This window comes from Kitasatospora sp. NPDC059803 (genome assembly GCF_042732255.1).
Classification (GTDB): Bacteria; Actinomycetota; Actinomycetes; order Streptomycetales; family Streptomycetaceae; genus Kitasatospora.
Genome location: NZ_JBHWIJ010000043.1, coordinates 14,478 through 35,887 on the forward strand (window position 1 = coordinate 14,478; position 21,410 = coordinate 35,887).

The window sequence follows — 21,410 nt, forward strand, 5'->3', positions numbered from 1 at the left end:
GACCGGCGCATGTCCGCGGCGAACCGGGGCAGCCGAGCCGCCACGGGGGGCGGAACCGGCGGGTGTCGCGGGCGCGGGCCGGGGCAGACGCCCAGGCATGAACCCGATCGAACGGGCCCTGCGCGCCGTGGACCGCTTCCAGCAGCACCGCCGGGTGCCCGCCGTCGTCATCGGCGTCGTGCGCAAGTACGGGGACGACCGGGGCGGGCTGCTGTCCGCCCTGATCACCTACTACGGCTTCGTCGCCCTGATCCCGCTGCTGCTCCTGCTCAGCACCGTCCTCGGCTTCGTCCTGCACGGCCACCCCGGGGCCCAGCAGTCGGTGCTGAACTCGGCGCTCGCCGACTTCCCGATCATCGGCGACCAGCTGCGCCAGAACGTCCACTCCCTCCAGGGCAGCGGCCTGGCGCTGGCCATCGGCGCGCTCGGCCTGCTGTACGGGGCGCTCGGCATCACGCAGGTCCTCCAGCACGCCATGGCCGAGGTCTGGAACGTGCCCGGGGTGCAGCGGCCCGGCTACTGGCCCCGGCTGGCACGCGGCCTGCTGCTGTTCACGGTCCTGGCCGCCGGCCTGGTGCTGGGTACGGCGGCCGCCTCGCTGGTCGGCAGCGCCCTGGGCGGGGTGCCCGCCCGGGTCGGGGGCCTGCTGGTCTCGGCGCTGCTGAACACCGCCCTGTGCCTGGCCTGCTTCCGGGTGCTCACCCCGCGCGAGATCCCGACCCGGGCCCTGCTGCCCGGCTGCGTCGTCGCCGGGCCGCTGTTCACCGTCCTCCAGGCCTTCGGTTCGCTCCTGGTGACCCACGAACTGCGCCACGCGGGCCAGGTCTACGGCTTCTTCGCGACCGTGATCGGCCTGCTCTCCTGGCTCTACCTGGCCGCGCAGATCACCGTGTACGCCGCCGAGGCCAACGCGGTGCTCGCCCGTCGGCTGTGGCCCCGCAGCCTCCTGCAGCCGCCGCTCACCGCCGCCGACGAGAAGGTGCTGTCCTCCGTCGCCCGTCAGGAGGAACGCCGCCCCGAACAGCACGTCGAGGTCTCCTTCCACGACGGGGAGCGGCCCGGCGGGGCCGGGGAGGACGGCCCGCACGGCCCGTCCTCCCCCGGCGCCCGGTGACACCCCCTGCGGCTACCGCCCGTCCCGGCCCGGACGGTGCAGCTCGCTCGCCGGGGCGGCGGTCGCGGGCCGGTACACGGTGAGCCCGGCCGGGGCCTTGGACAGCCGCAGGGCCCCGCGCGCGGGGACGCTCTCGCCGTCGACGGCGATGCGGGCGGCGTCGCCGAGGGAGTCCAGGTCCAGGGCGCGCAGCCGGGCGGCCCGGTAGACCCGGGACCGGTCCAGGGTGCCGGACAGGAAGGCGGCGGCCAGGCGGGTGCGGGCGAAGGGCCGGCCGCCGTCGACGACCCGGACGTCGAGCTGTCCGTCGGCCAGGGCGGCGCGGTGGGTGGGGGCGAAGCCCGCCGGTTCGTACGCCCCGTTGCCGGCGAACAGCAGCCACAGCCGGTGCGGGCGGCCGTCGGCGTGGACGGTGACGGGTTCGGCGGTCGGCAGCAGCTTGGCGACGGCCACCGCGAGGGCCGGCCACTTGCCGATGCGCTTCTCCAACTTCTCCCGCTGGTGGACGAGTTCGGGGTAGATGCCGAGGCTGAAGGTGTTCACGAAGGTCCGGGCGCCGGCGTCGTCGGTGGCCAGGCCCAGGTCCACGCCGACGGCGGTGCCGGCCTGGACGGCCTCGGCGGTGGCCTCGTGGGTGGTGGCACCGAGGTCGAGGGCGAAGTGGTTGAGGGTGCCGCCGGGGAAGACCGCCAGCGGCAGCGCGCGCTCGACGGCCAGCGCCGCGGCCAGGTTGACGCTGCCGTCGCCGCCGCACACCCCGAGCGCGCCGCCGGCCCTGGCGGCCCGGTCGGCGGCCTCCGTCAATGTCTTCGCCAGGTCGTCCTGCGGCCCGCACACCCGGACGTCCGCCTCGGGCAGCAGGGCGCGCAGCGTCCCGGCCACGTCCTCGGCGGCGGGAGCGAGCGGAGAGCCGCTGCCGGAGCCCGAGTTGACCACCACCGACAGCCCCCTCCCCTGCGGCAGGGCCGGGGCCGGGCAGGCGGCCGGGGCGGCGGGCGGCGGCACGTCGGACGAGCGCGGCCACCAGTGCAGGGTCGCGGCGGCCGCCGCCGTACCCAGGGCCGCACCGGCCAGGACGTCGCCCGGGTAGTGCGCGCCGGTGTAGACGCGTGAGAGGGCCACCGCCGCCGCGACCGGCGCGACGGCCGCGCCCAGCAGCGGGGACTCGATCGCCACACCGGCGGCGAAGGCGGCCGCGGACGCGGAGTGACCGGAGGGGAAGGAGGTGGTGACGGGCTGGCGCAGCAGCCGACGCACGGCCGGGACGGCGTCCAGCACCGGGCGGGGCCGGCGGGTGGCGTGCTTGGCGACGGTGTTGGCGGTGGCCGAGGCGATGGCGAGCGAGCCGAGGCCTCGCAGGGCCGCGCGGCGCCCGCGGCGTCCGCCGACCGCGCCGAGGACGGCGGCGGTTCCCATCCACAGCACTCCGTGGTCGGCGGCCCGGCTCAGCGCCCGCAGCCAGGGGCGGGTGCCGTGCAGCGGCGCGGCGGCGATGCGGTCGAAGAGGGCTCGGTCTATGGCGTCCAGTCGTGTGGTCTTCAGTCGCTTCATCCGACGAACCTACGGCGCGCGGGCGACAACACCGGGGAGGAGGCCGGGGGTGTGTCGCGGCGGCCGGCCGTGACGGGGCCGCGTACAGGATCCGGAACTCCCCCAGCAGGGCGGCTCGGTGTGGCCGCTACCCCACGCCGCTACCCCGCGCCGCTACCCCGCGCTGCTACCCCGCGCCGCTACCCCGCGTCGCGCGGCGGCAGCCCTCGGGTGATCCGGTTGAACAGCTCGGCCAGCGGCTCGCCGAGGTCCTGACCGAACTCGGTCAGCCCGTAGGTGACCTGGGGCGGTGTCGTCGGCTCGACCTTCCGCCAGACCAGGCCGTCCTGGACCAGCGCGCGCAGGGTCTGGGCGAGCATCTTCTCGCTGATGCCGTGGATGCTCTCGCGCAGCTCGTAGAACCGGAGGTCGTTGCTCCGCAAGGAGATCAACACCCAGATGCCCCACCTGCTGGTCACGTGGTCGACCACATCCCGCGCGGGGCAGTCGGTGTGAAACACCTCATACCGCTTCCCGGCCTCGCCCTGCCTGTGCTGCACACCTACCACCATGTCCTGAGCTTACGTCAAGGTATGTCCTTACCAAGGGTTAGCCCCGGCTCCTAGCGTGAGGACCACCGAGGCCACAGCGGCCACGGCGGACGTCGAACGAGGAGTTGACCATGATCGTGGTGACCGGGGCTACCGGCAATGTGGGCCGGCCGCTGACGCGGGCGCTGGCCGAGGCGGGCCAGCAGGTGACGGCGGTGTCGCGACACGCGGCGGCGGTGCCGGACGGTGTCCGCCACGGGGCGGCCGACCTGGCCGGGCCGGCCGGCCTCGAACCCGCGCTGGCCGGGGCGAAGGCGCTCTTCCTGCTGCTGTCCGGCGACCTGCACGCCGCCGGGGCCAACCCGGCCGACCTCATCGGCCAGGCCGTGGCCGGCGGGGTCCGCCGGATTGTCCTGCTCTCCTCGCAGGGCGTGGCGACCAGGCCCTTCGGCCCGACGCGGATCGCGATGCGCGAACTGGAGGACGTCCTGCGGGGGTCCGGCGTGGACTGGAGCATCCTGCGGCCGGGCGGCTTCGCCTCCAACGCCCTGTGGTGGGCCGAGTCCGTCCGCGCGCAGCGGGTCGTCGCCGCGCCCTTCGGCGACGTCGGGGTGCCGATCGTCGACCCGGCGGACATCGCCGACGTCGCGGCGGCCTGCCTGCTGGAGGACCGGCACAACGGCGGCGTGTACGAGCTGACCGGCCCGGAGGTGATCACCCCCCGCCAGCAGGCGCAGGCCATCGCGGCCGCCCTGGGCTCTCCGGTACGGTTCCACGACCTCACCCGCGACGAGGCCGGCGCCGCCATGGCCCAGGGCATGCCGGTGGAGCTCGCCCAGGACACCCTGGACATCCTCGGCTCCCCGAACCCGGCCGAGCTGCGCGTCAGCCCGGACGTCCAGCAGGTCCTCGGCACCGCCCCGCGCCCCTTCGCCGCCTGGGCCGCCCGCAACGTCGCCGCCTTCCGCTGAGCCCGCCCAACCGGCCCCGTCCGCACCACACCGGCTCACGGCCGACGGCCGACTCCGGATGTTCCGGGTGTGGAACCGCCGATCCCGGGCAGACGCCGTCCGGGGCGGACCGAGCCCCCACTACCGAGAGGAGTGATCCGATGAGTGCCAAGGACAAGCTGCACAACGCGGCCGAGAAGGTCCACGGCAAGGCCAAGGAAGCCGCCGGACGGGCCACCGGCGACCGGGTCGTCGAGGCCGAGGGCCGGGGCAAACAGATCAAGAGCGACCTGAAGCAGGCCGGCGAGAAGATCAAGGACGTCGGAAAGGACTGACCCGGCGCACGGCGGCCGCGCCCGCGCGGCCGCCCCGCCCGCCCGGCCGGCTCAACGGTCCCCGCCCCCGGCCCGAGGGACCCAGGAACCCGTGGAGACGCCGCAGTCCCGCGTGACCGGCGAGAGCGCCCGGCCGCCACGCGCCGGTCGGCCCGAACCCTCTCGGGGTTCGGGCCTGACGGTGGCGACCTGCACACGCGGCGGGTGTGCGGCTGGGGTGTGATCAGCCGATCTGGCCCCAGGGAGAGAAAGGACCGCCAGGGGTGGCCTGGCTGCTGCCGGCGACGTTGCCGTTGGCGGAGGTCACATAGATGGCGATGGTGTTGAACTGGCTGAACACCACGCTCGGGTCGCTGGCCACACCTGTGGGGTCACCCGCGTCCGCGATCGTGACCCACGATCCGAACGGTCCGCCCGGGGTGTTCTGGTTGCTGCCCTGGATGGTGCCGGCGGTGGTCCGGGCGTAGAGCACCATCGTGCCGTTGGGCACCTGAAGCGCAGCCGGCTTGCCGACGAACCCACCACCCGTCGAAAGCTGCTGCCAGGGAGAGAAAGGACCACCCGGCGTGCCCTGACTGGCACCGACGACATTGCCGTTCACGGACGTCACATAGACCGCGATGGTGCCGGACTGAGTGAACACCACACTCGGGTCACTCGCCACACCCGTCGGATCACCCGCATCCGCAGCCGTGACCCACGACCCGAACGGACCACCCGGGGTGTTCTGGTTGCTGCCCTGGATGGTGCCGCCCGTAGTACGGGCGTAGAGCACCATCGTGCCGTTGGGCACCTGAAGCGCAGCCGGCTTGCCGACGAACCCACCACCGGTCGAAAGCTGCTGCCAGGGAGAGAAAGGACCACCCGGCGTGCCCTGACTGGCACCGACGACATTGCCGTTGACCGACGTCACATAGACCGCGATGGTGCCGGACTGAGTGAACACCACACTCGGGTCACTCGCCACACCCGTCGGATCACCCGCATCCGCAACCGTGACCCACGACCCGAACGGACCACCCGGCGTGCTCTGGTTCGTGCCCTGAATGGTGCCGGCCGCAGTCCGGGCGTAGACCACCATGAGGCCGCTGGGTGTCTGGAGCGCGGCCGGCTTGCCGACGAACCCGCCACCCGTCGAAAGCTGCGCCCACGGAACGAAAGGACCGCCGGGGGTGTTCTGGTTGGTGCCGTACACGTTGCCGTCCGCACCGACCCGGTACAGGGCGATGGTGCCGTTGCTGGTGAGCACCGTCGAGTCGGCGGTGCCCCGGGCGTTCGGGGCCTGCGGCGCGATGGTGAAGGCGCCGCCCTGGTAGGTGTGCTCCTGGCCGTCGATCTCGTTGGCGATCATCGAGATGTTGAACGTGCCTGCCGCCAAGGGGGCGGTGTCGAAGGGAACTTGGTAGTTGGTGGCGCCGCCGCTGGTGGCGCGGAAGCGGTTGTAGTAGCCGTTCGGGCCGGTGACCACGTAGTCGAGCCAGTTGATGACGCCGCTCTGCGTCGGGTGTGCCGTGAGGTTCAGCGTGCCGGACACGGTCTGGCCCGAATTGAAGCCCCACAGCAGGACGTTGAAGTCGGCGGGGATGGCGGGAGCGAGGTTCTTGGAGCGCAGCAGCTCGAAGGAGGAGGTGGGGTAACCATCGATGGAGGACCAGTGGGTGTTGGCCGAGTACTCCTTGGTCGGGACGCTGCTGTTGTCCTCGGCGATGTACGTGAAGTCGCCGGCGGCCTGGTTGGTCCAGCCTGCGAACAGGTTGATGTGCTTGCCGGCGACGGCGAGGGCGTCGCCGGGCTGGAGCTGGGACCAACTGCCGAGCTTGGTGCTGTACTTCGGGTCGTCGATACCGGGTGCGGGGTACGTGACCGGCGGGCTGCCGGGGAGTTGCCAGGCCATGTCGACGAGGCCGCCGCAGTCGGTGCGGTACGGGCCGCCGACCGCGCTGTCGGAGAACGACTGACCCTCGTTGTAGGTGACCCCGTGGGCGACCCAGTCCCGGGCGCGCTGGACCATCTGGGCGCCGGTGAGCTTGTTCCCGACACCGGTGCCGAGGGTGCCGGTGGAGGTCGGCGCCTTGTTGCCGTCCGGGTAGTAGGTGCCGTCCGCGGAGGCGGGGGAGGCCGTGAGAAGACCGGCGGCCACGGCGGTCGCGGCGAGCACGCAGACGCGGCGCAGGGCACGGGCGGGACGGGGCGTGCTGGGCATGGGGGTCCCCTTGGACATGGGTAGGCGAGCGATGGTCAGTGCGGGTGGACGGCGGCGGCGTACCGGCCGGCCGTTGCTGCGGTGAGGGCCCGGGCCAGCAGGTTCTCGGCGAGGGCGTGCGCGGTGGCCGGGCCGTCCGCGCGGACGAAGAGCACCAGGGCGATGCCGTCCCGGTCCGGTACGGCGCGGACGTGTTCGAGCCCATGCTCCGGGGTGGCGTGCGCCCACAGGATGTCCTCGACGATCCGCGCCTCGGCGGTCGTGGTGGGCGCACCGCTGATGTCCACGACGGTGGCCCGGACGGCGAGCACGGCGATCAGTCCCAGCCGATGCCGCTGGCGGACGGGCCGGCCGCAACCGGCGGCACGACGGTGGAGCCGTCCCAGCCGATGCCGTCCCAGCCGATGCCGTCCGCGGCCCCGCCGGCCACGACCGCGGGGACGACGGTGGGACCGTCCCAGCCGATGCCCGCCGGCGCCGTGGTCGCGGCGGTGGCGGAGGCCGCGGGCGCCAGGATCCCCGACAGGGCGACGGCTGCGACGGCGGTGGCGAGCAGGCGGGCGGTCTTGGACATGGCGGCACCCCAGGCGGCTTGAGTGGCAGGAGATCTGATCGACAGTCAGATGTTCGGGAGGCTGTGCGGCGGTTGCCCCGCCGCTCTCCCGGTGACCACCATCCTGCTGGCACCGCCCGCGCCCCGGAAGGCGAGAGCCCCGTCAGCAACCGGCCTGGCCGCTTCAGGACCCGACGCCCTGCCGGGCCCCGTCCGGGGCAGGGCTGCTTGTGGAGTCGAAGCCGGGCTGGGATGATCCCGATGTGTCGCACGGCGGCACGGCACGTTCGACGTCGCACCGGGGGGCTGCGCGCATGCTGGACATGCTGGGGTTGGACCGTGTCTCGGAGGCCGTGTACCGGGCCATGCTCGCCGATCCGCAGGGCGGCGTCAGGGAGTTGTGCGACCAGCTGGGCCTGCCCGAGCCCGCCGTACGGGAGGCCCTCGACCGGCTGGCCGATCTACAGCTGCTCCGCGCCTCCCGGGAGGCACCCGGGGTTCTGCTGCCGGTGAGCCCGGCGCTCGGCCTGGAGCTGATCCTGCACCGCCAGGAGCAGGAACTGCTGCGCCGCCAACAGGAGCTGGAGATCGGCAAGGCCGCGGCCGCCCGGGCGATCGCCGAGTACGCCGACCTGCGGCCGAACACCCCGGCCGAGACCGCCGAACGCCTGGTGGGCCTGGACGCGATCCAGGCCAAGCTGGAGATCCTCGCCCAGGAGGTCACCGGGGAGTGCCTGTCCGTGATGCCCGGCGGAGCGCAGTCCCGGGCCAGCCTGGACGCCTCCCGGCCGCTGGACGAGGCGGCCATGCGGCGCGGGGTGGCGCTGCTGACGCTCTACCAGGACAGCGTGCGGCACGATCCGGCGACGCTCGCCTACGCCCGCTGGATGACCGAGGAGAGCGGGCTGGTCCGCACCTGCCCGACGCTGCCGCCCCGGATGCTCATCTTCGACCGCCAGGTCGCCGTGGTCCCGATCGACCCGGCCCACACCCGGCTCGGCGCCCTGTGCACGCGCGAGCCCGGGATCGTCGCCTCCCTGGTCGCCCTCTTCGAGCGGACCTGGCAGGCCGCCGTCCCGCTCGGCGCCGACCGGCGCAAGGACACCGGGACCGGCCTCAGCGCCACCGAGCAGGAGCTCCTGCGGCTGCTCGCGTCCGGCCTCACCGACGAGACCGCCGGCCGGAGCCTGGGCCTGTCGGCACGCAGCGTCCGCCGCCAGATGGCCGGGCTGATGGAACGCCTCGACGCGTCGAGCCGCTTCGAGGCCGGCCTCAAGGCGGCGCAGCGCGGCTGGCTCTGAGCGACCGCTCCCCCGGCACCCGGCCGGCTACGGCTGCCGGGCGAGCAGGTCCTTGATCACGGTGTCGAACCCCCGTGGGGGGCGACCGAGAAGGTCGGCGACGTCGTCCGTCGCCCGGTCGTACCGGTTCTCGCCGTGCAGCCTGGCCATCGTGGCGATGTGGTCGAACACGTGGTCCGGCAGGCCCTGGCTCTTGAGGTCGTGCTCCAGCCACTCCTGGTAGGGCACGTCGACGTACGTCACGTCGCGGCCCAGGGCGGCCGAGAACTCGGCCGCGATGGCCGTCATGTCGCGGGATCGAGCCCCGGTCAGCTCGTAGACGCGGCGGGCCCGGGGAGCAGGATCGAGCAGGAGTGCGGTGACGACCTCGGCCACGTCGGCGGCCGCGACCGGTGAGGTCCGGGCCGAGCCGAAGGGGAGGCGGATCGTGCCGTCCCGCCGGATCGAAGCGGCCGCCACCTCGGTGAAGAGCGGATTCTCCATGAACACGGTGGGCCGGACGTGGACGACCGGCGCCCCGGACCAGTCGAGGACGTGTTCGGCTAGGTAGTGCAGCCGCTGCTGCCGGGACTCGGCGTCGCTGGTGAGGTCCATCTGCGAGACGGTCATCTGCGAGATGCTGACCAGCAGTTCCAGGCCGGCGCTCTCCCGGGCGGCGGCCGCCACCGTCGCCGCGGCCTCCAGGTAGGCGGACGACACGCTCATCCCGAAGTAGGCCCGGCGGCAGCCGGCCAGCGCCTCGACCACGTCCGCACCACGGGTGAGGTCACCGACCAGCACCTCCACGCCGCCCATCGTCCTCAGGTCCGAGGCCCGCTCGTCGTCGTGGTGCACAAGAGCCCTGACGGGCACGTTGTGCGCCCGCAACCGCTCCAGGATCCTTCGCCCGACTCCGCCGACCCCTCCGCCGGCGCCGGTGACAAGGACAGGTTCTACGAGCACGGCGATTGCCTCCTACCTACCTGACCGGGACCTCCGGTGCACTGCCAACGCTCCCGCGCCGGGAAGGTTCCGCGGGTCCTTGACGCCAGGACGGGCGCATCGACGTCCGTGGGGACACGTCGGGCGCATCAGCGTCCGGTCCGGTCCGGGTCGCAGGCCTGGCGGGCGGAGGCGGCGAGCCGGTCGGCGAGCGCGATGACGAGGCCGCGGAGTTCGTCCGGTCGCTCGATGACGAACGGCCGGTCGAGCGAGGCCAGTACGGGGGGCAGCCAGTCGAGCCGCTCCGCCCGCAGTTCGACGTGCAGCCACCGCTCGGTGTGCGGATCCGTTCCTTCCTTGGGCGCCGGTGCGGGCTCCTCGATGCTCGCTACGCTGGCGGGGAGCCGGGCGCGGATCTGCTCGACCGTCCCGTGGATCCGCAGGGTCACCTCGTACCGGTACGCGGCCTTGGCGAGCCCGGACAGGACGCGCCGGGCCGGATCAAGCCCGGCGGGCGGCTCGAACGAGCCCGGCAGGGGCCGCGCGTCCGCGATGCGATCGAGCCGGAAGGTCCGGTCCTGGCCGATCTCGGGATCGACCTCGGGATCGGTGCCCGTGACGTACCACCGCCCCGCGTGGGTGACGATCCCGTACGGGTGCAGCGTGCGTTCGCTCCGCCGGCCGTCCCGGGCGGTGTACCTGATCGAGAGCGGGCGGCGGTGGCGCACCGCGTCGGCGACGGCGAGCAGGACGCCCGTCTCCGGGGTGGCCGCCTCGCCGGGCTCGGCCGTGAAGGCGAGGGATTCCAGGACGGCGTCGAGCCGACGGGCGAGGCGCTCGGGCAGTACCCGGCGGATCTTGGCCGCCGCCGTCTCGCCCGCCGTTCCGGTCGCGGTCGCCGCCGTCTCGCCCGCGGTCCCGGTCGCCGTCCCGCCCGCCGCCCCGGTCGCCGGCAGCAGCCCCGCCCTGCGGCCGACGACGAGGCCGAGCAGCACGGCGAGCGCCTCGTCGTCGTTGAGCATGAGCGGAGGCAGGCGGTACCCGGGGGCGAGCCGGTACCCGCCGTAGCGGCCGCGGACCGCCTCGACGGGGATGTCGAGGTCGACCAGGTGGTCCACGTACCGCCGCACGGTGCGCCCGTCGACGCCGAGCCGGTCGGCGAGTTCGGCCACTGTCCTGATGCCGCCCGACTGCAGGAGTTCCAGGAGGGTGAGCACGCGGCTGGTAGGTCGGCCCATGTCCACGAGCCTAGCGCTGATACCGGACCGATTCTGTCCACTATTTCCTCTACCGTCCGGGGTGCAACGGCTTCACCGACCTGAGGAGAGCGCACCATGGACTTCGTTTCGATCCGGATCATCACGGGCGACATCGCACGCCTCGTCGGCTTCTACGAGCGGGCCACCGGGGTACAGGCGCACTGGTCCACCGAGGACTTCGCCGAACTGCGGACCGCCGGCGGGACCCTCGCGATCGGCAGCACCCGGACGGTGGCACTGTTCGCGCCCGGCTCCGCCCGTCCGGCCGACAACAACAGCGTGATCTTCGAATTCCTCGTCGCCGACGTGGACGACGTGTACCGGAACCTGACCGGCTTCGTCACCGACTTCGTGACCGAGCCCACCACGATGCCCTGGGGCAACCGGTCGCTCCTGCTCCGTGACCCCGACGGCAACCTCGTCAACTTCTTCACCCCCGTCACACCGGCGGCCGTCGAGAAGTTCGCCCACTGACGACAGCCCGGCCGCCCGGGTGGGGGCCGGTCCCGGCGGCGGGCTCCGCACCGGCCCGCGGGCCCGGGCCGCCGCCGGGGGTGGTCGCGGGCGGAGGGCGGGTGCGGCAACCTGGAACCACCACCCCGCACGACCGCGACACCATGGGCCCGCCCCACCGCCGATCCCCTGAGGAGCACGTCATGACCGACCGCACCCGCGAGCACCTGCTCGCGGCCATCGAGATCGCGGCCGACGCCCGGGCGCACGGCAACCACCCCTTCGGAGCGCTGCTGACCGACCCCGCCGGGAACGTCCTGCTCACGGCCGAGAACTCGGTGCTCACCGACCGCGATGTCACCGCCCACGCGGAGACCAATCTGGTGCGGGAGGCCTCGCGCACCCTGGCCCCGACGCAGCTCGTCGACGCCGTCCTGTACACGAGTACCGAACCGTGCGCGATGTGCGCCGGGGCGATCTACTGGAGCGGCATCCGCAAGGTCGTCTACGCGCTCGCCGGGGCGGAGCTGAACGCCATCGCCGGGGTGGACCCGGAGGAACCGGTGCTCGACCTGCCGTGCCGCCAGGTCTTCGCCGCCGGCGGCAGCACCGTGGAGGCGTCCGGCCCGCACCTCTTCGAGGAGGCCGCCGCGGTGCACACGGGGTACTGGGGGTAACGCTCCGGCCCGCCTCTTGGACTCCTCGGTCGGACTGCTCAGGGCTGCTCAGGGCTGCTCAGTCCGGCGGCTCGGGCGGGCGGGGCACGCCGGGCTCAGGCTCGGGCTCAGGCCCGGGCGGCGCGGGTGACGGCGTAGCGGGGCCCGGAAACACCGGATCCGGCGGCGGCTCGGGCACACCGGGCGGCAGCGGAGGGTCCGGCACCAGGGGCGGGGCGGACGGGTCGGCCGGCTTCGGCGGACTGACGGGTCCGACGGACTGGGACTGCGGCTGGAACCGGGACTGCGGCTGAGGCTGGAGCTGCGTGGAACCGTACGGCATGGCTGCTGCTCCCTTTCGTCAGAAGATCCGACCGCCGTAGAACGGGTCGTAGTAGAGCCCGTAGCGGTCGCGGACGTCGGCCGACACGTCGGCCGCGCCGTCGTCGAGGCCGGGACCGTTCCTGATGTCGTCCTTGGACCGGTCGACGTACACCTTCTGCTCGCCGATCTCGATCCGGATCACGGTGCCGGCGGGCAGGATCACCCGCCTGCCGAGGATCCACGGACCGGTGTCGACGACCAGGTGCTGGGCGCCGACGGCCTCGGACAGCTTGTCGATCTTGCCGATCGCTCCGTCGGTGGCCTCGACGTGGAAGCCGATGAGGTCGGTGCCCGCCGTGTGACCGGCGGTGTCCCGGAACTCCCAGATGTTGACGCGATCACTCACGACCGTCTCCTTCCGTCGTCGGGTCTGGCTGTCGGGTCCGGCTGTCAGGTCCGGCTGTCAGGTCTGACTGCCTGATCGGGCTGTCGGATCGGGCTGTCGGTACGCTTCGGCTGCCCCCGATCCGGAGGTTCATGCCACTGTGTCGTCGACCGTGGCCTCGACCGGTCCGCCGCCCTCCTCGACGTGGCGCTTGAAGTCGGTCAGGTCGTCGATCACCCGGCGGTCGACGAAGCCGAGCGCCTCCGCGAGGTGCTCCCAGAGCCCGTGCGGTTCGACCTCCAGCTGGAACATCACCCGGGTGGCGGCGTCGCCCACGGCGTGGAAGGTGACCACACCCTGGTGCCGCACCGGGCCAGGGCCGCTGTCCCACGCCACACGGTCGTTCTCCACCAGCTCCGTGGTCACGGCCCTGAACTCGCGCGGGCCGGCGGCGGTCCGGACCACCCAGCTGGTGTCCTGGCCCGACCGGTCGACCCTGACCACACCCCGCATGAACTGCGGGAACTCCTCACACCTGACCCAGCTCTCGTAGACCGTGCCGAGCGGCGCCGCCACCTCGACGGACTCCTCGATCCGGTGCATCGCTCCTCCTGACATGTCGGTGCCCGCCCGGCCGGCGGGCCTTCAAGCCCCGGCTGCCCCGTTCCCGGGCCGATATGCACCCCGCCTGAACCCTCGACGCGGACCCTCGGCCCGTCCTCCTCACCCGTCTCCCCCGCCTCATCCCCCTCACCCGAACGGCCCATCGCCGTTGCCGGACCCTCACCTCACCTCCGGCAGGTGTGAATCCCGCCGAACGGGAAAACGGGGTCCGGGAAGCGGGCCCGGGGAAGGCCGGCCCACAGCGCCGCGCTGCGGCCGTCGCGGGAGGAGAGCGAGCGTGTGGTGGAGCCTGTTCCGTCTGCTCCTGGCAGGTACGGGGGTGGCCCTGACCACCTACGTCCTGGACCGGACCGCCGAACGGCTGGTCCGCAGATTCGCCCCGCACCGGCCCGGCAGCGTCATGCCGGGGATGCTGCGCAGCTGCCGGCGCCCCCTGGTCACCGTGCTCGCCACCTCCCTGTCCCTCGCCGTCCAGCCGTGGGTCGGTGGTTCGCCGGAGACCCGGGAGCAGCTGCACCACCTCCTGGTCCTGCTGGCGATCGCCTCCGGTGGATGGCTCGGCGCCCGGGCGGTCGGGCTCGTCGTCGAAGGCGCCGTCCGCCTCGCCGTCCACCGCCGCGACCCCTCCTCGGCCGGCCGCGCCCGCACCCAGGCGGGTCTGCTCGGCCGGATCTGCCAGGCGATCATCGCGATCGCCGCCCTGGGCGCGATGCTGATGACCTTCCCCTCCGTACGCGGCATCGGGACCAGTCTGCTCGCCTCGGCGGGCCTGGTCGGTGTGGTCGCGGGCATCGCCGCGCAGAGCCTGCTGGCCAACCTCTTCGCCGGGGTGCAGCTGGCCTTCGGCGACCTGGTCCGGATCGGCGACGTGGTCGTGGTGTCCGGCGAGTGGGGCACCGTGGAGGAGATCACCCTCACCGCGGTGGTGATCGCCACCTGGGACCAGCGCCGCCTGGTGATGCCGATGTCCTACTTCGCCGGCCGCCCGTTCGAGAACTGGTCGCGCCGCTCCAGCCGGATCACCGGCACCGCCTTCCTCCACCTCGACCACCGGGCCCCGGTCCCCCTGCTGCGCAAGGAGTTCGACGCGTTCCTCGCCGACAGCCCCCTCTGGGACGGCCAGGGCAGCGCCCTACAGGTCGTCGACACCACGCCCACCACCATCGTGGTCCGGCTCCTGGCGACCGCCGCCAACGCCGACGACGCGTTCTCCCTCCGCTGCCAGCTCCGCGAGCACCTGGTGACGCACATCTGCGAACACCACCCCGAGGCGCTCCCCCGGGTGTCCGTCACCCCGGCGCCCCGGACCGAGCCGGACACCCCGCGCGCCCCCTACCCGCCACCCGCTCAGTAGTCACCCAGTAGCCCCTCAGTAGCCGCTCAGCAGAGCACGCACCCGTCGCAGCTCCTCCGGACCGACCGTGCTGTGCCAGCGGCCCGGGTCCGCCGGACGCCGCCCCCACAACAGCAGGACGCGCACCGCGGCGTCGCTCTCGATGGTGGCCGGGCCCTCGGGCGGGGCCAGGGCGATGGACGCGCCACCGGCGTCCGCGGTCACCAGGACGTCGTCCGTCCCGGGGACGCGCAGGCGGGCCTCGACGCGCCCCCCGGGCCCGAGGTCGAGGCCCGCCACGCCCCGGGCCAGCAGCGGCCGGCCGACCAGCCGCACACTGTGCGACGTCATCCACGGCTCGGCGAGCGCCTCCCGGGCCGTACGGTCGTCTCCGGTGAGGTCCCACCGATGGAGGATCAGCTCCTCGCGCAGGTGCTCGGCGAAGAACGGCACCGTCACGGTCCGGCCGGTCCACCGCACCTCGGTGTCCGGGGGCAGCTCGCTCTCCGCGGCCGCGGCGACCTCGGCCAGTTCGGCGCAGCGGGCGGCGAAGGCCTCCCACAGCTGTGCGTCGGACATCCGCCGGTACGGCTCCTCCCGCTCGAAGCCGCGGGTCTCCACGGGCTCGCCCGCGTGGAAGGCGCGCAGGACGCGGGCGAGTTCCTCGGCGTTGCCGGTCTGGTGGGCGAGGACGTCCCGCACCGTCCACGCCTCGCACCACGTCCCGTCGTCGGGCCTGCGTTCCTGGACCGCCCGCACGAACGGGACGAGTTCCGGCAGGACGTCACTGACCGCAGCGGGAATCATGCGCCATGGGTATCCCGGCAGCCGCGCCGGGCAAACCTGCCGCCCGACAGTTCGACTGCCGGACGGTCACCGGCCGGACCGGCGGGCCGTGAGCCCTCGTCGGCGACCGGACGACAAATGTTGATTCTTCAACTATAGTGGCGATGCCGCGCCACCCCGCCACCGGCCCTCCAGGGCCGTCCCCCACCTTGCGGAGGAACCATGGACCAGCTCGTCACCGACAACACCGAGAAGTCGCGCTTCGAGATCCAGGACGGCGGCGAACTCGCCGGCTTCGCCGAGTACCACCGCTCCGGCGACGAGATCGCCTTCATCCACACCGAGATCGACCCCCGCTTCGAGGGCCGCGGCCTGGCCGGCCGCCTGGCACGCGCGGCACTGGACACGGCCCGCGAGCAGGCACTCGCCGTACTCCCCTACTGCCCCTTCATCCGCAGCTGGATCACCAAGCACCCCGAATACACCGACCTGGTCCCCGCCTCCCACCGCGCCCGCTTCGGCCTCTGAGCCGCACGTCGGCCGGCGCCACGGCGACAAGCGGGAGGCCACCCGGCCCCGGATTGCCAACTTCCCTACCGGGGAGGCGGCTTGCCGGGCGCAGTGATGCCTCGCACAATCGCTGTCATGTCGACGAACACCTCGGAAAGCCACTCCGCGCCGTCCCCGGCCCCGGCCCCCGGCAGGCGCGTGCTCCTGATCGGCGCGTCCCGGGGCCTCGGCCTCGCCCTCGCCCAGGAATGGGCGCGGGCCGGCTGGCAGGTCGTGGCCACCGTGCGCGGCTCGGGCCGGACCGGGCTGCACGAGCTCGCCGATGCCGACGCCCACGCCGGGCAGGTCGAGATCGAGACCGTCGACATCACCGAGCCCGAGCAGGTCGCGGCGCTGAGCGGTCGCCTGGCCGGCCGGACGTTCGACCTGCTCTTCGTGAACGCCGGCGTCACGAACCAGCCCGAGGGCACGGTGGCACAGACCTCCACCGAGGAGTTCGTCCGCGTCATGGTCACCAACGCGCTGAGCCCGCTGCGCGTCATCGAGGCCCTCCAGGACCTCGTCCAGCCAGCGGGCACGATCGCGGTGATGTCCTCGGGCCAGGGCAGCGTGGCCAACAACGAGCGCGGCGGCCACGAGGTGTACCGCGGCAGCAAGGCCGCACTCAACACGTTCATGCGCAGCTACGCGGCCCGGCACAGCGGCGAACCCCGGCCCCTGGTCCTCATGGCCCCCGGCTGGGTGCGCACCGACATGGGCGGCTCGGACGCCCTGCTCGGCATCGACGAGAGCATCCCGAACGTGGTCAGGACGCTCGACGCCCTCCGGAGCAGCCCGGGCCTGCACTACGTCGACTACCTCGGCCGAACCGTGGCCTGGTGAGCGCGGCGCTCCGGAACACCACGGCGCTGATGGGCCGCGAGTTCGACCCGACCGTCGAGCCCGCGCAGCACCCTGCTCCCCCGCTCCCGGCTCAGGAGGGGAGGGACGCGAGCCAGTCGGTCAGGATCCGGTTGACCTCGGTGGGGCGTTCCTGTTGGACCCAGTGCCCGCAGCCGTCGAGGATGTGGCTGGAGAGCAGGCCGGGCAGGGTCGCGGGGTAGGCCGCGATCGCGTCGGCCAGCCAGGTGGTGGAGGCGTCCCGGCTTCCGCCGATGAACAGGGACGGCTGGGTGACGGGGGCACCGTCGAAGTCGGCGAGGTCCTCCCAGTCCCGGTCCATGTTCCGGTAGCGGCCCAGCGCTCCGCTCATGCCGGTTCGCTCGAACTCTCCGGCGTAGACGTCGAGTTCCTCCGCGCCGAGCCAGCCGGGCCGCCGTCCGGCGGGGAACCGGTCACGAAGTGTCCCGCCACGGCTGACGAAGTGCGGGTCGGGTGCGCCGGCCGCCGGCATGGTGTCGGCGGACAACGCGGCGTAGAAGCCCGCGAGCCAGCCGCGCACGTCCGGTTCGATCTCGGCCTCGGCCCGGCCCGGCTCCTGGAAGTAGGAGACGTAGAACTCCTCGTCGCCGCCCAGTTGCGCGAAGACCTCGCTGGGCCTCGGGCCGCCCCTCGGGAGGTAGGGAACGCTCAGCAGCCCCACGGCACGGAAGACGTCCGGTCGGATCAGGGCGGAGTTGGCGGCGATGGTCGAGCCCCAGTCGTGGCCGACGATCACCGCGGACCGTTCACCCAGGGCGTGGACCACCGCGACGTTGTCCTCGACCAGGTCGAACATCCGGTACGCGGTCACCTCCTCGGGCCTGGAGGAGCGCCCGTACCCGCGGACATCGATGGCGACCGCGCGGTATCCGGCAGCGGCCAGCACCGGCAACTGGTGGCGCCAGGAGTACCAGGACTCCGGGAACCCGTGCAGCAGCAGGACCAGCGGCCCGGTGCCCTGCTCCACCAGGTGGATCCGGCCGGCGGGCGAGGGAACCAGCCGGTGAGTGGGGCCCGTGGTCCGCGACGGTGACATGTGTCCTCCTGGAATCTCGATCCGGCGTACGCCAAGTTCGGTTCGGCGAACCGACATTCGACGACCCGCTGTTCGGCGGCGTGATGCCGATGCAGTGCCGACGCAGTGCCGATCATGCTGCGCGCGTACCGCGGAGGGCGAGGCCTGTTGCCATTTCAGCAAACCGACCCGCGGCCCGCCCGTGACAATGCTCCGATCGGTCTCTCCGCCCGGGCACTGTCAGGGTCCGGGGTTCTACCGTGACATCGCCGCCGGTTCGTCGATGCCCCCAACCGGCCGGGCCGTCGTGGACGACCACCCGGTCATGGGTGCAACCGTTCTCCGACGCCCCTACCCCCTGGAGAAGACCCGCTGCGCGCTCCCCCGCGGCTGGCCGCCCAGGCTGGCCACCGTGCCCGTTCGCTCCTCCTGCAGATAGATCTCGCAGTCGCCCCCGGAGTAGTAGTCCCGCAGCACCACGAAGACCCCCGACCCCGCGTCGTCCACACTCCCCGCCCGCCAACTCCCCTGGTACTCCCCCAACGCCGCCCCCTGCCCGACGGGATCCTTCGCGCAGAAGTACCCGTCGAGCCGCACCTCACCGAGCCGGCCCCCCTCCCGCAGTTCGATCACCTCGTCCCGCGACGCCCAACGCCCCACGTAGTCCTTCGGATCCGGCCCACCCGACCTGGCCTTCAGATACCCCGCCAGACCCGCGATCAGCAGGACACCCGCCAACAGGACAGCGCCCTCCCGGGACTTCAGGTACTTCCATCGACCAGCCACTGCTCCCCCTCGCTCCACGCCGTCGCACTCGAAGTCACCACGGCCATCTCAGCCCTTCTCCATGACGAACCCCTTGCTCGCCAGCAGCCACAGGTCCTTCTCGTTCTCCTCGGCCGTCAGCCAGATCCTGCAGTCGCCTCCCCCGTCCTTACGGGTCGCCGTCACATACACCCCCTGACCGGCGTCGTCGAGGTAGGACTTCTTCCAACTCCCCTCCAGTTCCGTCAGCTGCGCCGGATCGGCCTCCCTGCTGTCGCACACGTAGGCCGGCACCGTCGCGGACCCGATCCGTCCGTCCGGGAGGAACTCGAGCACCGCCGTACCGCCGCTCCACCGTCCGACCGGGTCGGACACGTCAGGCCAGGAAGGCCGGAACGTCAGCCACACGACCACGCCCACGCCGAGAACACCGAGAACCCCACCCAGCACGCAGAACAGGACGCGCCGTCCCCTCGTCACACGATCCTCCATCGAATACCTGATCGACCAATTCACATGACATTCGAGCACCGAGAACAGTAGTGACCGGTGCCCCTTCGCGGCGAACCTCTCGACCGGGCCTACCTGTGTGCTTCTGTCGCAGACCTGCCCACTCCTTGGCTCGCCGGACACTGTCCGCCTGTTGACATGCACGCGAGAATCATTCGGTGGACATCATCAGCGAACACTCAACGCCCCGCGGACGAACCCGCCGACGGGGAGCGAAGATCTCGCTCCTGCTCACCGCCCTTCTCGCCGGCTCCACCCTCCTCCCGGCGACGGCCTCCGCCGCCGGGCAGGACCCGGAGCAGATCTGTGGCAAGACGGTCCAGGGCCGCATCCTGGAAAAGTACCGGGAGTACCGGACCACGCTCGGCTGCCCCAAGGACAACGAGCAGACCGCTCCCGACGGGGTGGGCCGGTTCAGTGAGTTCGACGGCGGCTCGATCTACTGGAGCCCCTCCACCGACGCCCACGCCATCTGGGGCCTCATCCGCGACAAGTGGGCCGCCATGGGCTGGGAGAAGGGCTCCCTCGGCTACCCCACCAGCGACGAACTGTCCCTCCCTGACGGCGCCGGGAAGCGCCAGGTGTTCCAGGGCGGCTCGCTCTACTGGCATCCCACGCGCTCCAACGGCGTCCACCCCGTCTGGGGCCTCATCGGCCAGCGCTGGGGACAGGCGGGCTGGGAAGGCGGGGTGTACGGCTACCCCGTCACCGATGAACTCCAGCAGGAGGGCGTCACCCAGATGTTCGAGCACGGGCCCATCCGGTGGTCGCCTAACGAGACCGCGAACCCGCTGATTCCCCGCGCGAACACCCAGTTCTTCCAGGGCAGCCCGGCCCCGGGCGATCTGAAGGAGAGCGCCACGCTGCTGCCCAAGGGCCCCGACCGGGGCATCGTCGTGGTGCGCGGCTACATCGGCGACGACGGCAACCCGATCAACCACGCCCTGGGCAACCACCGCCTGTGGAGCACCGAACCCGAAGCCAGCTCCAAGGTGGCCATCGCCTGGGACACCGCCACGGGCCAGGTCGGGATCTACGTCGACCGGTCCTGCGTCGGGGACCTGACGTGCCGCAATGCCAAGCCTCTGGTGCGCACGGAGCACGCCAAGGTGGTCCAGGACGACCGGACCCCGCAGAACGAGTACTGGGCGGAGCCCTACGGTGACGGCGGCATCCGGGTGGACGTGTCGGCGGTCAACTCGTTCGTGGACGTCCCGGGCTCGCAGTACGCGGACCTCGGCCGGATCAACGCGACGTTCCACATCTACCCGCACCGCTACGACGACAAGAACAAGAACTTCACCGGCTTCGACGTCGACACGAACAAGGACAAGTACCCGTCCTGGGAGGTCCTGCGCTACCCCCGCCTGCTGGAGAACTCCGGTTCCCCGCAGGCTCTGTGGCAAGGCGCCGTGTGGCAGGGGTCCATCACGGACCTGAAGGCCCCGCAGCACCTGTGCCACCGGAACGACCCGGACCACGCACCCGTCAACATGACCTGCAACTGATCAACGCGGCAGGGCCGGTCCGTCCGGTCTCCCGCTCAGTCCACCGGCACGACGTACGGCCTGACGGAGTGGGCGCCGATTCCGGCGCTGCGGAGGTGGCCGGGCGAGGGACTCGTCGCCTTGGAGGCCCTGTACTCGTGAAGTTCCGGCCGGTGAGACATGTTGTCCCACTGGCCGGAACTTCACGAGTAGTGAGGCCCCCTGGAAAGCGCCGCACCGGTCGGGCCTTCTCGCGTTCTCGGCCACCCCGATGAGCGCTCACGGTGAGATGAGACCGCTCAAGGTCCGGTGCGACAGGACACCAGGCAGCCTCGATACCGCGCCTCGATACCGCCCCACCCTGCCAACACCCGAGCCCGGCCTGCCCGGACGGGGGCCGGCAGGCCTCGGTCAGCGCACGATGAAGGCCTCGGTGAGGGACCCGCCAGGGGGAAGCTCCGAGCACGGAATGTCGGATGCCTGTTCGGAGATCGATTCGCCGGCCCGGGCGAGGACGACTCGCAGGCAGGCGCTCCCGACTTCCGAAGCCCCCCACCCCGTCGGGTACACCACGTCAGCCATCACACCCACCACAACGGAGCCCCCGTCCCCGGCCAGCGTGACGACGTGCACCGCGGTGCGCGCCGCGAGCGCCTCCAGCGACATGGCCGTCTGCGGACCGGCGGTGAAGGCCGGTACCAGCCCGGCCGCGTACCGATGGGCATCCGCCCCGGCCTCGGCCTGCGCCCGGACGCGACGGTCCCCGGCCGCGGATCGGTCATGGACGGCAGTGACGACGAAGTCCGTCACAGCCAGCACCAGCACGGCGGCGGCCACGGCGAATACCCGGCGAAGAACCCTCATCTGATCCACTCCGAAACAGCCGGCCCTGGCGAACCAAGCGGGTTGGTCAATCGGGAAACG

24 protein-coding genes are annotated in these 21,410 nt (G+C 72.5%); 10 read left to right on the plus strand and 14 right to left on the minus strand.

The genetic code is table 11. The annotated features are described in order from the left end of the window. Positions 1-97: 97 nt before the first annotated feature. Positions 98-1,114, plus strand: a complete 1,017-nt coding sequence (locus ACFV6I_RS10160; RefSeq protein ID WP_380338472.1) for a YihY/virulence factor BrkB family protein — start codon at positions 98-100, stop codon at positions 1,112-1,114. A 12-nt stretch (positions 1,115-1,126) separates the two neighbouring features. Here the strand turns inward: ACFV6I_RS10160 and ACFV6I_RS10165 are convergent, their stop codons facing one another. Then, positions 1,127-2,665 (minus strand): bifunctional phosphatase PAP2/diacylglycerol kinase family protein, encoded by a 1,539-nt coding sequence (locus ACFV6I_RS10165; protein WP_380424300.1) that lies wholly within the window; start codon positions 2,663-2,665, stop codon positions 1,127-1,129. A 179-nt stretch (positions 2,666-2,844) separates the two neighbouring features. Further along, positions 2,845-3,216, minus strand: a complete 372-nt coding sequence (locus ACFV6I_RS10170; RefSeq protein ID WP_380424302.1) for a winged helix-turn-helix transcriptional regulator — start codon at positions 3,214-3,216, stop codon at positions 2,845-2,847. 110 nt (positions 3,217-3,326) lie between these two features. Between ACFV6I_RS10170 and ACFV6I_RS10175 the strand changes: the two genes are divergently transcribed. Further along, positions 3,327-4,166, plus strand: coding sequence for an SDR family oxidoreductase (locus ACFV6I_RS10175; protein WP_380424304.1), 840 nt, complete (start codon positions 3,327-3,329; stop codon positions 4,164-4,166). 140 nt (positions 4,167-4,306) lie between these two features. Further along, on the plus strand, positions 4,307-4,480 hold the full coding sequence (locus ACFV6I_RS10180) for a CsbD family protein (RefSeq protein ID WP_063352486.1): 174 nt from the start codon (positions 4,307-4,309) through the stop codon (positions 4,478-4,480). Positions 4,481-4,703: 223 nt separating this feature from the next. Here ACFV6I_RS10180 and ACFV6I_RS10185 read toward each other — a convergent pair whose 3' ends face one another. From ACFV6I_RS10185 to ACFV6I_RS10195, 3 genes are read right to left on the minus strand one after another with little or no spacing between them, the layout of a single operon-like run. Beyond that, a complete protein-coding gene (locus tag ACFV6I_RS10185; RefSeq protein ID WP_380424306.1) occupies positions 4,704-6,683 on the minus strand; it encodes a hypothetical protein in 1,980 nt (659 codons plus the stop codon). A gap of 35 nt (positions 6,684-6,718) precedes the next feature. Next, positions 6,719-6,994, minus strand: coding sequence for a hypothetical protein (locus ACFV6I_RS10190; protein ID WP_363377010.1), 276 nt, complete (start codon positions 6,992-6,994; stop codon positions 6,719-6,721). A gap of 5 nt (positions 6,995-6,999) precedes the next feature. Then, entirely contained in the window at positions 7,000-7,257 is a 258-nt protein-coding gene (locus ACFV6I_RS10195) for a hypothetical protein (protein WP_380338485.1), read from the minus strand. Positions 7,258-7,550: 293 nt separating this feature from the next. On the opposite strand from ACFV6I_RS10195, the gene ACFV6I_RS10200 reads away from it, so the two are divergent. Next, complete coding sequence (locus ACFV6I_RS10200; RefSeq protein WP_380424308.1) at positions 7,551-8,537, plus strand: LuxR C-terminal-related transcriptional regulator; 987 nt, start codon at positions 7,551-7,553, stop codon at positions 8,535-8,537. Positions 8,538-8,564: 27 nt separating this feature from the next. Here ACFV6I_RS10200 and ACFV6I_RS10205 read toward each other — a convergent pair whose 3' ends face one another. Both ACFV6I_RS10205 and ACFV6I_RS10210 read right to left on the minus strand, forming a co-directional pair. Next, positions 8,565-9,479 (minus strand): NAD(P)H-binding protein, encoded by a 915-nt coding sequence (locus ACFV6I_RS10205; RefSeq protein ID WP_380424310.1) that lies wholly within the window; start codon positions 9,477-9,479, stop codon positions 8,565-8,567. A gap of 128 nt (positions 9,480-9,607) precedes the next feature. Next, the gene (locus ACFV6I_RS10210; protein ID WP_380424312.1) at positions 9,608-10,696 is read right to left on the minus strand and encodes a helix-turn-helix transcriptional regulator; all 1,089 of its coding nucleotides are present in this window, start codon (positions 10,694-10,696) and stop codon (positions 9,608-9,610) included. Positions 10,697-10,792: 96 nt separating this feature from the next. On the opposite strand from ACFV6I_RS10210, the gene ACFV6I_RS10215 reads away from it, so the two are divergent. Continuing rightward, complete coding sequence (locus ACFV6I_RS10215) at positions 10,793-11,191, plus strand: VOC family protein (RefSeq protein WP_380424314.1); 399 nt, start codon at positions 10,793-10,795, stop codon at positions 11,189-11,191. 182 nt (positions 11,192-11,373) lie between these two features. After that, the gene (locus tag ACFV6I_RS10220; protein WP_063352502.1) at positions 11,374-11,847 is read left to right on the plus strand and encodes a nucleoside deaminase; all 474 of its coding nucleotides are present in this window, start codon (positions 11,374-11,376) and stop codon (positions 11,845-11,847) included. 340 nt (positions 11,848-12,187) lie between these two features. Here the strand turns inward: ACFV6I_RS10220 and ACFV6I_RS10225 are convergent, their stop codons facing one another. Both ACFV6I_RS10225 and ACFV6I_RS10230 read right to left on the minus strand, forming a co-directional pair. Next, positions 12,188-12,556, minus strand: coding sequence for a PRC-barrel domain containing protein (locus tag ACFV6I_RS10225; protein ID WP_380424316.1), 369 nt, complete (start codon positions 12,554-12,556; stop codon positions 12,188-12,190). A gap of 129 nt (positions 12,557-12,685) precedes the next feature. Further along, positions 12,686-13,138 carry an SRPBCC family protein gene (locus ACFV6I_RS10230; RefSeq protein WP_063352504.1) on the minus strand — a complete coding sequence of 151 codons (453 nt, stop codon included), beginning with the start codon at positions 13,136-13,138 and terminating at the stop codon, positions 12,686-12,688. A 298-nt stretch (positions 13,139-13,436) separates the two neighbouring features. On the opposite strand from ACFV6I_RS10230, the gene ACFV6I_RS10235 reads away from it, so the two are divergent. After that, positions 13,437-14,513: a mechanosensitive ion channel family protein gene (locus ACFV6I_RS10235; RefSeq protein ID WP_380424318.1), complete on the plus strand. Its 1,077-nt coding sequence runs from the start codon at positions 13,437-13,439 to the stop codon at positions 14,511-14,513. A 15-nt stretch (positions 14,514-14,528) separates the two neighbouring features. Here ACFV6I_RS10235 and ACFV6I_RS10240 read toward each other — a convergent pair whose 3' ends face one another. Then, complete coding sequence (locus ACFV6I_RS10240) at positions 14,529-15,299, minus strand: maleylpyruvate isomerase N-terminal domain-containing protein (protein ID WP_380424320.1); 771 nt, start codon at positions 15,297-15,299, stop codon at positions 14,529-14,531. A gap of 201 nt (positions 15,300-15,500) precedes the next feature. On the opposite strand from ACFV6I_RS10240, the gene ACFV6I_RS10245 reads away from it, so the two are divergent. Continuing rightward, positions 15,501-15,806 carry a GNAT family N-acetyltransferase gene (locus ACFV6I_RS10245; RefSeq protein ID WP_380370862.1) on the plus strand — a complete coding sequence of 102 codons (306 nt, stop codon included), beginning with the start codon at positions 15,501-15,503 and terminating at the stop codon, positions 15,804-15,806. A gap of 117 nt (positions 15,807-15,923) precedes the next feature. Continuing rightward, on the plus strand, positions 15,924-16,670 hold the full coding sequence (locus tag ACFV6I_RS10250; protein ID WP_380424322.1) for an SDR family NAD(P)-dependent oxidoreductase: 747 nt from the start codon (positions 15,924-15,926) through the stop codon (positions 16,668-16,670). A gap of 91 nt (positions 16,671-16,761) precedes the next feature. Here ACFV6I_RS10250 and ACFV6I_RS10255 read toward each other — a convergent pair whose 3' ends face one another. The 3 genes from ACFV6I_RS10255 to ACFV6I_RS10265 form a co-directional block, all read right to left on the minus strand. Then, positions 16,762-17,745: an alpha/beta fold hydrolase gene (locus ACFV6I_RS10255; RefSeq protein ID WP_380424324.1), complete on the minus strand. Its 984-nt coding sequence runs from the start codon at positions 17,743-17,745 to the stop codon at positions 16,762-16,764. A gap of 330 nt (positions 17,746-18,075) precedes the next feature. Beyond that, positions 18,076-18,510, minus strand: coding sequence for a hypothetical protein (locus ACFV6I_RS10260; protein ID WP_380424326.1), 435 nt, complete (start codon positions 18,508-18,510; stop codon positions 18,076-18,078). 48 nt (positions 18,511-18,558) lie between these two features. Further along, positions 18,559-18,981, minus strand: coding sequence for a hypothetical protein (locus ACFV6I_RS10265; RefSeq protein WP_380424328.1), 423 nt, complete (start codon positions 18,979-18,981; stop codon positions 18,559-18,561). A gap of 176 nt (positions 18,982-19,157) precedes the next feature. On the opposite strand from ACFV6I_RS10265, the gene ACFV6I_RS10270 reads away from it, so the two are divergent. Next, positions 19,158-20,507, plus strand: a complete 1,350-nt coding sequence (locus ACFV6I_RS10270; RefSeq protein ID WP_380424330.1) for an LGFP repeat-containing protein — start codon at positions 19,158-19,160, stop codon at positions 20,505-20,507. 390 nt (positions 20,508-20,897) lie between these two features. Here ACFV6I_RS10270 and ACFV6I_RS10275 read toward each other — a convergent pair whose 3' ends face one another. Next, a complete protein-coding gene (locus ACFV6I_RS10275; protein ID WP_380424332.1) occupies positions 20,898-21,350 on the minus strand; it encodes a hypothetical protein in 453 nt (150 codons plus the stop codon). Positions 21,351-21,410: the final 60 nt, after the last annotated feature.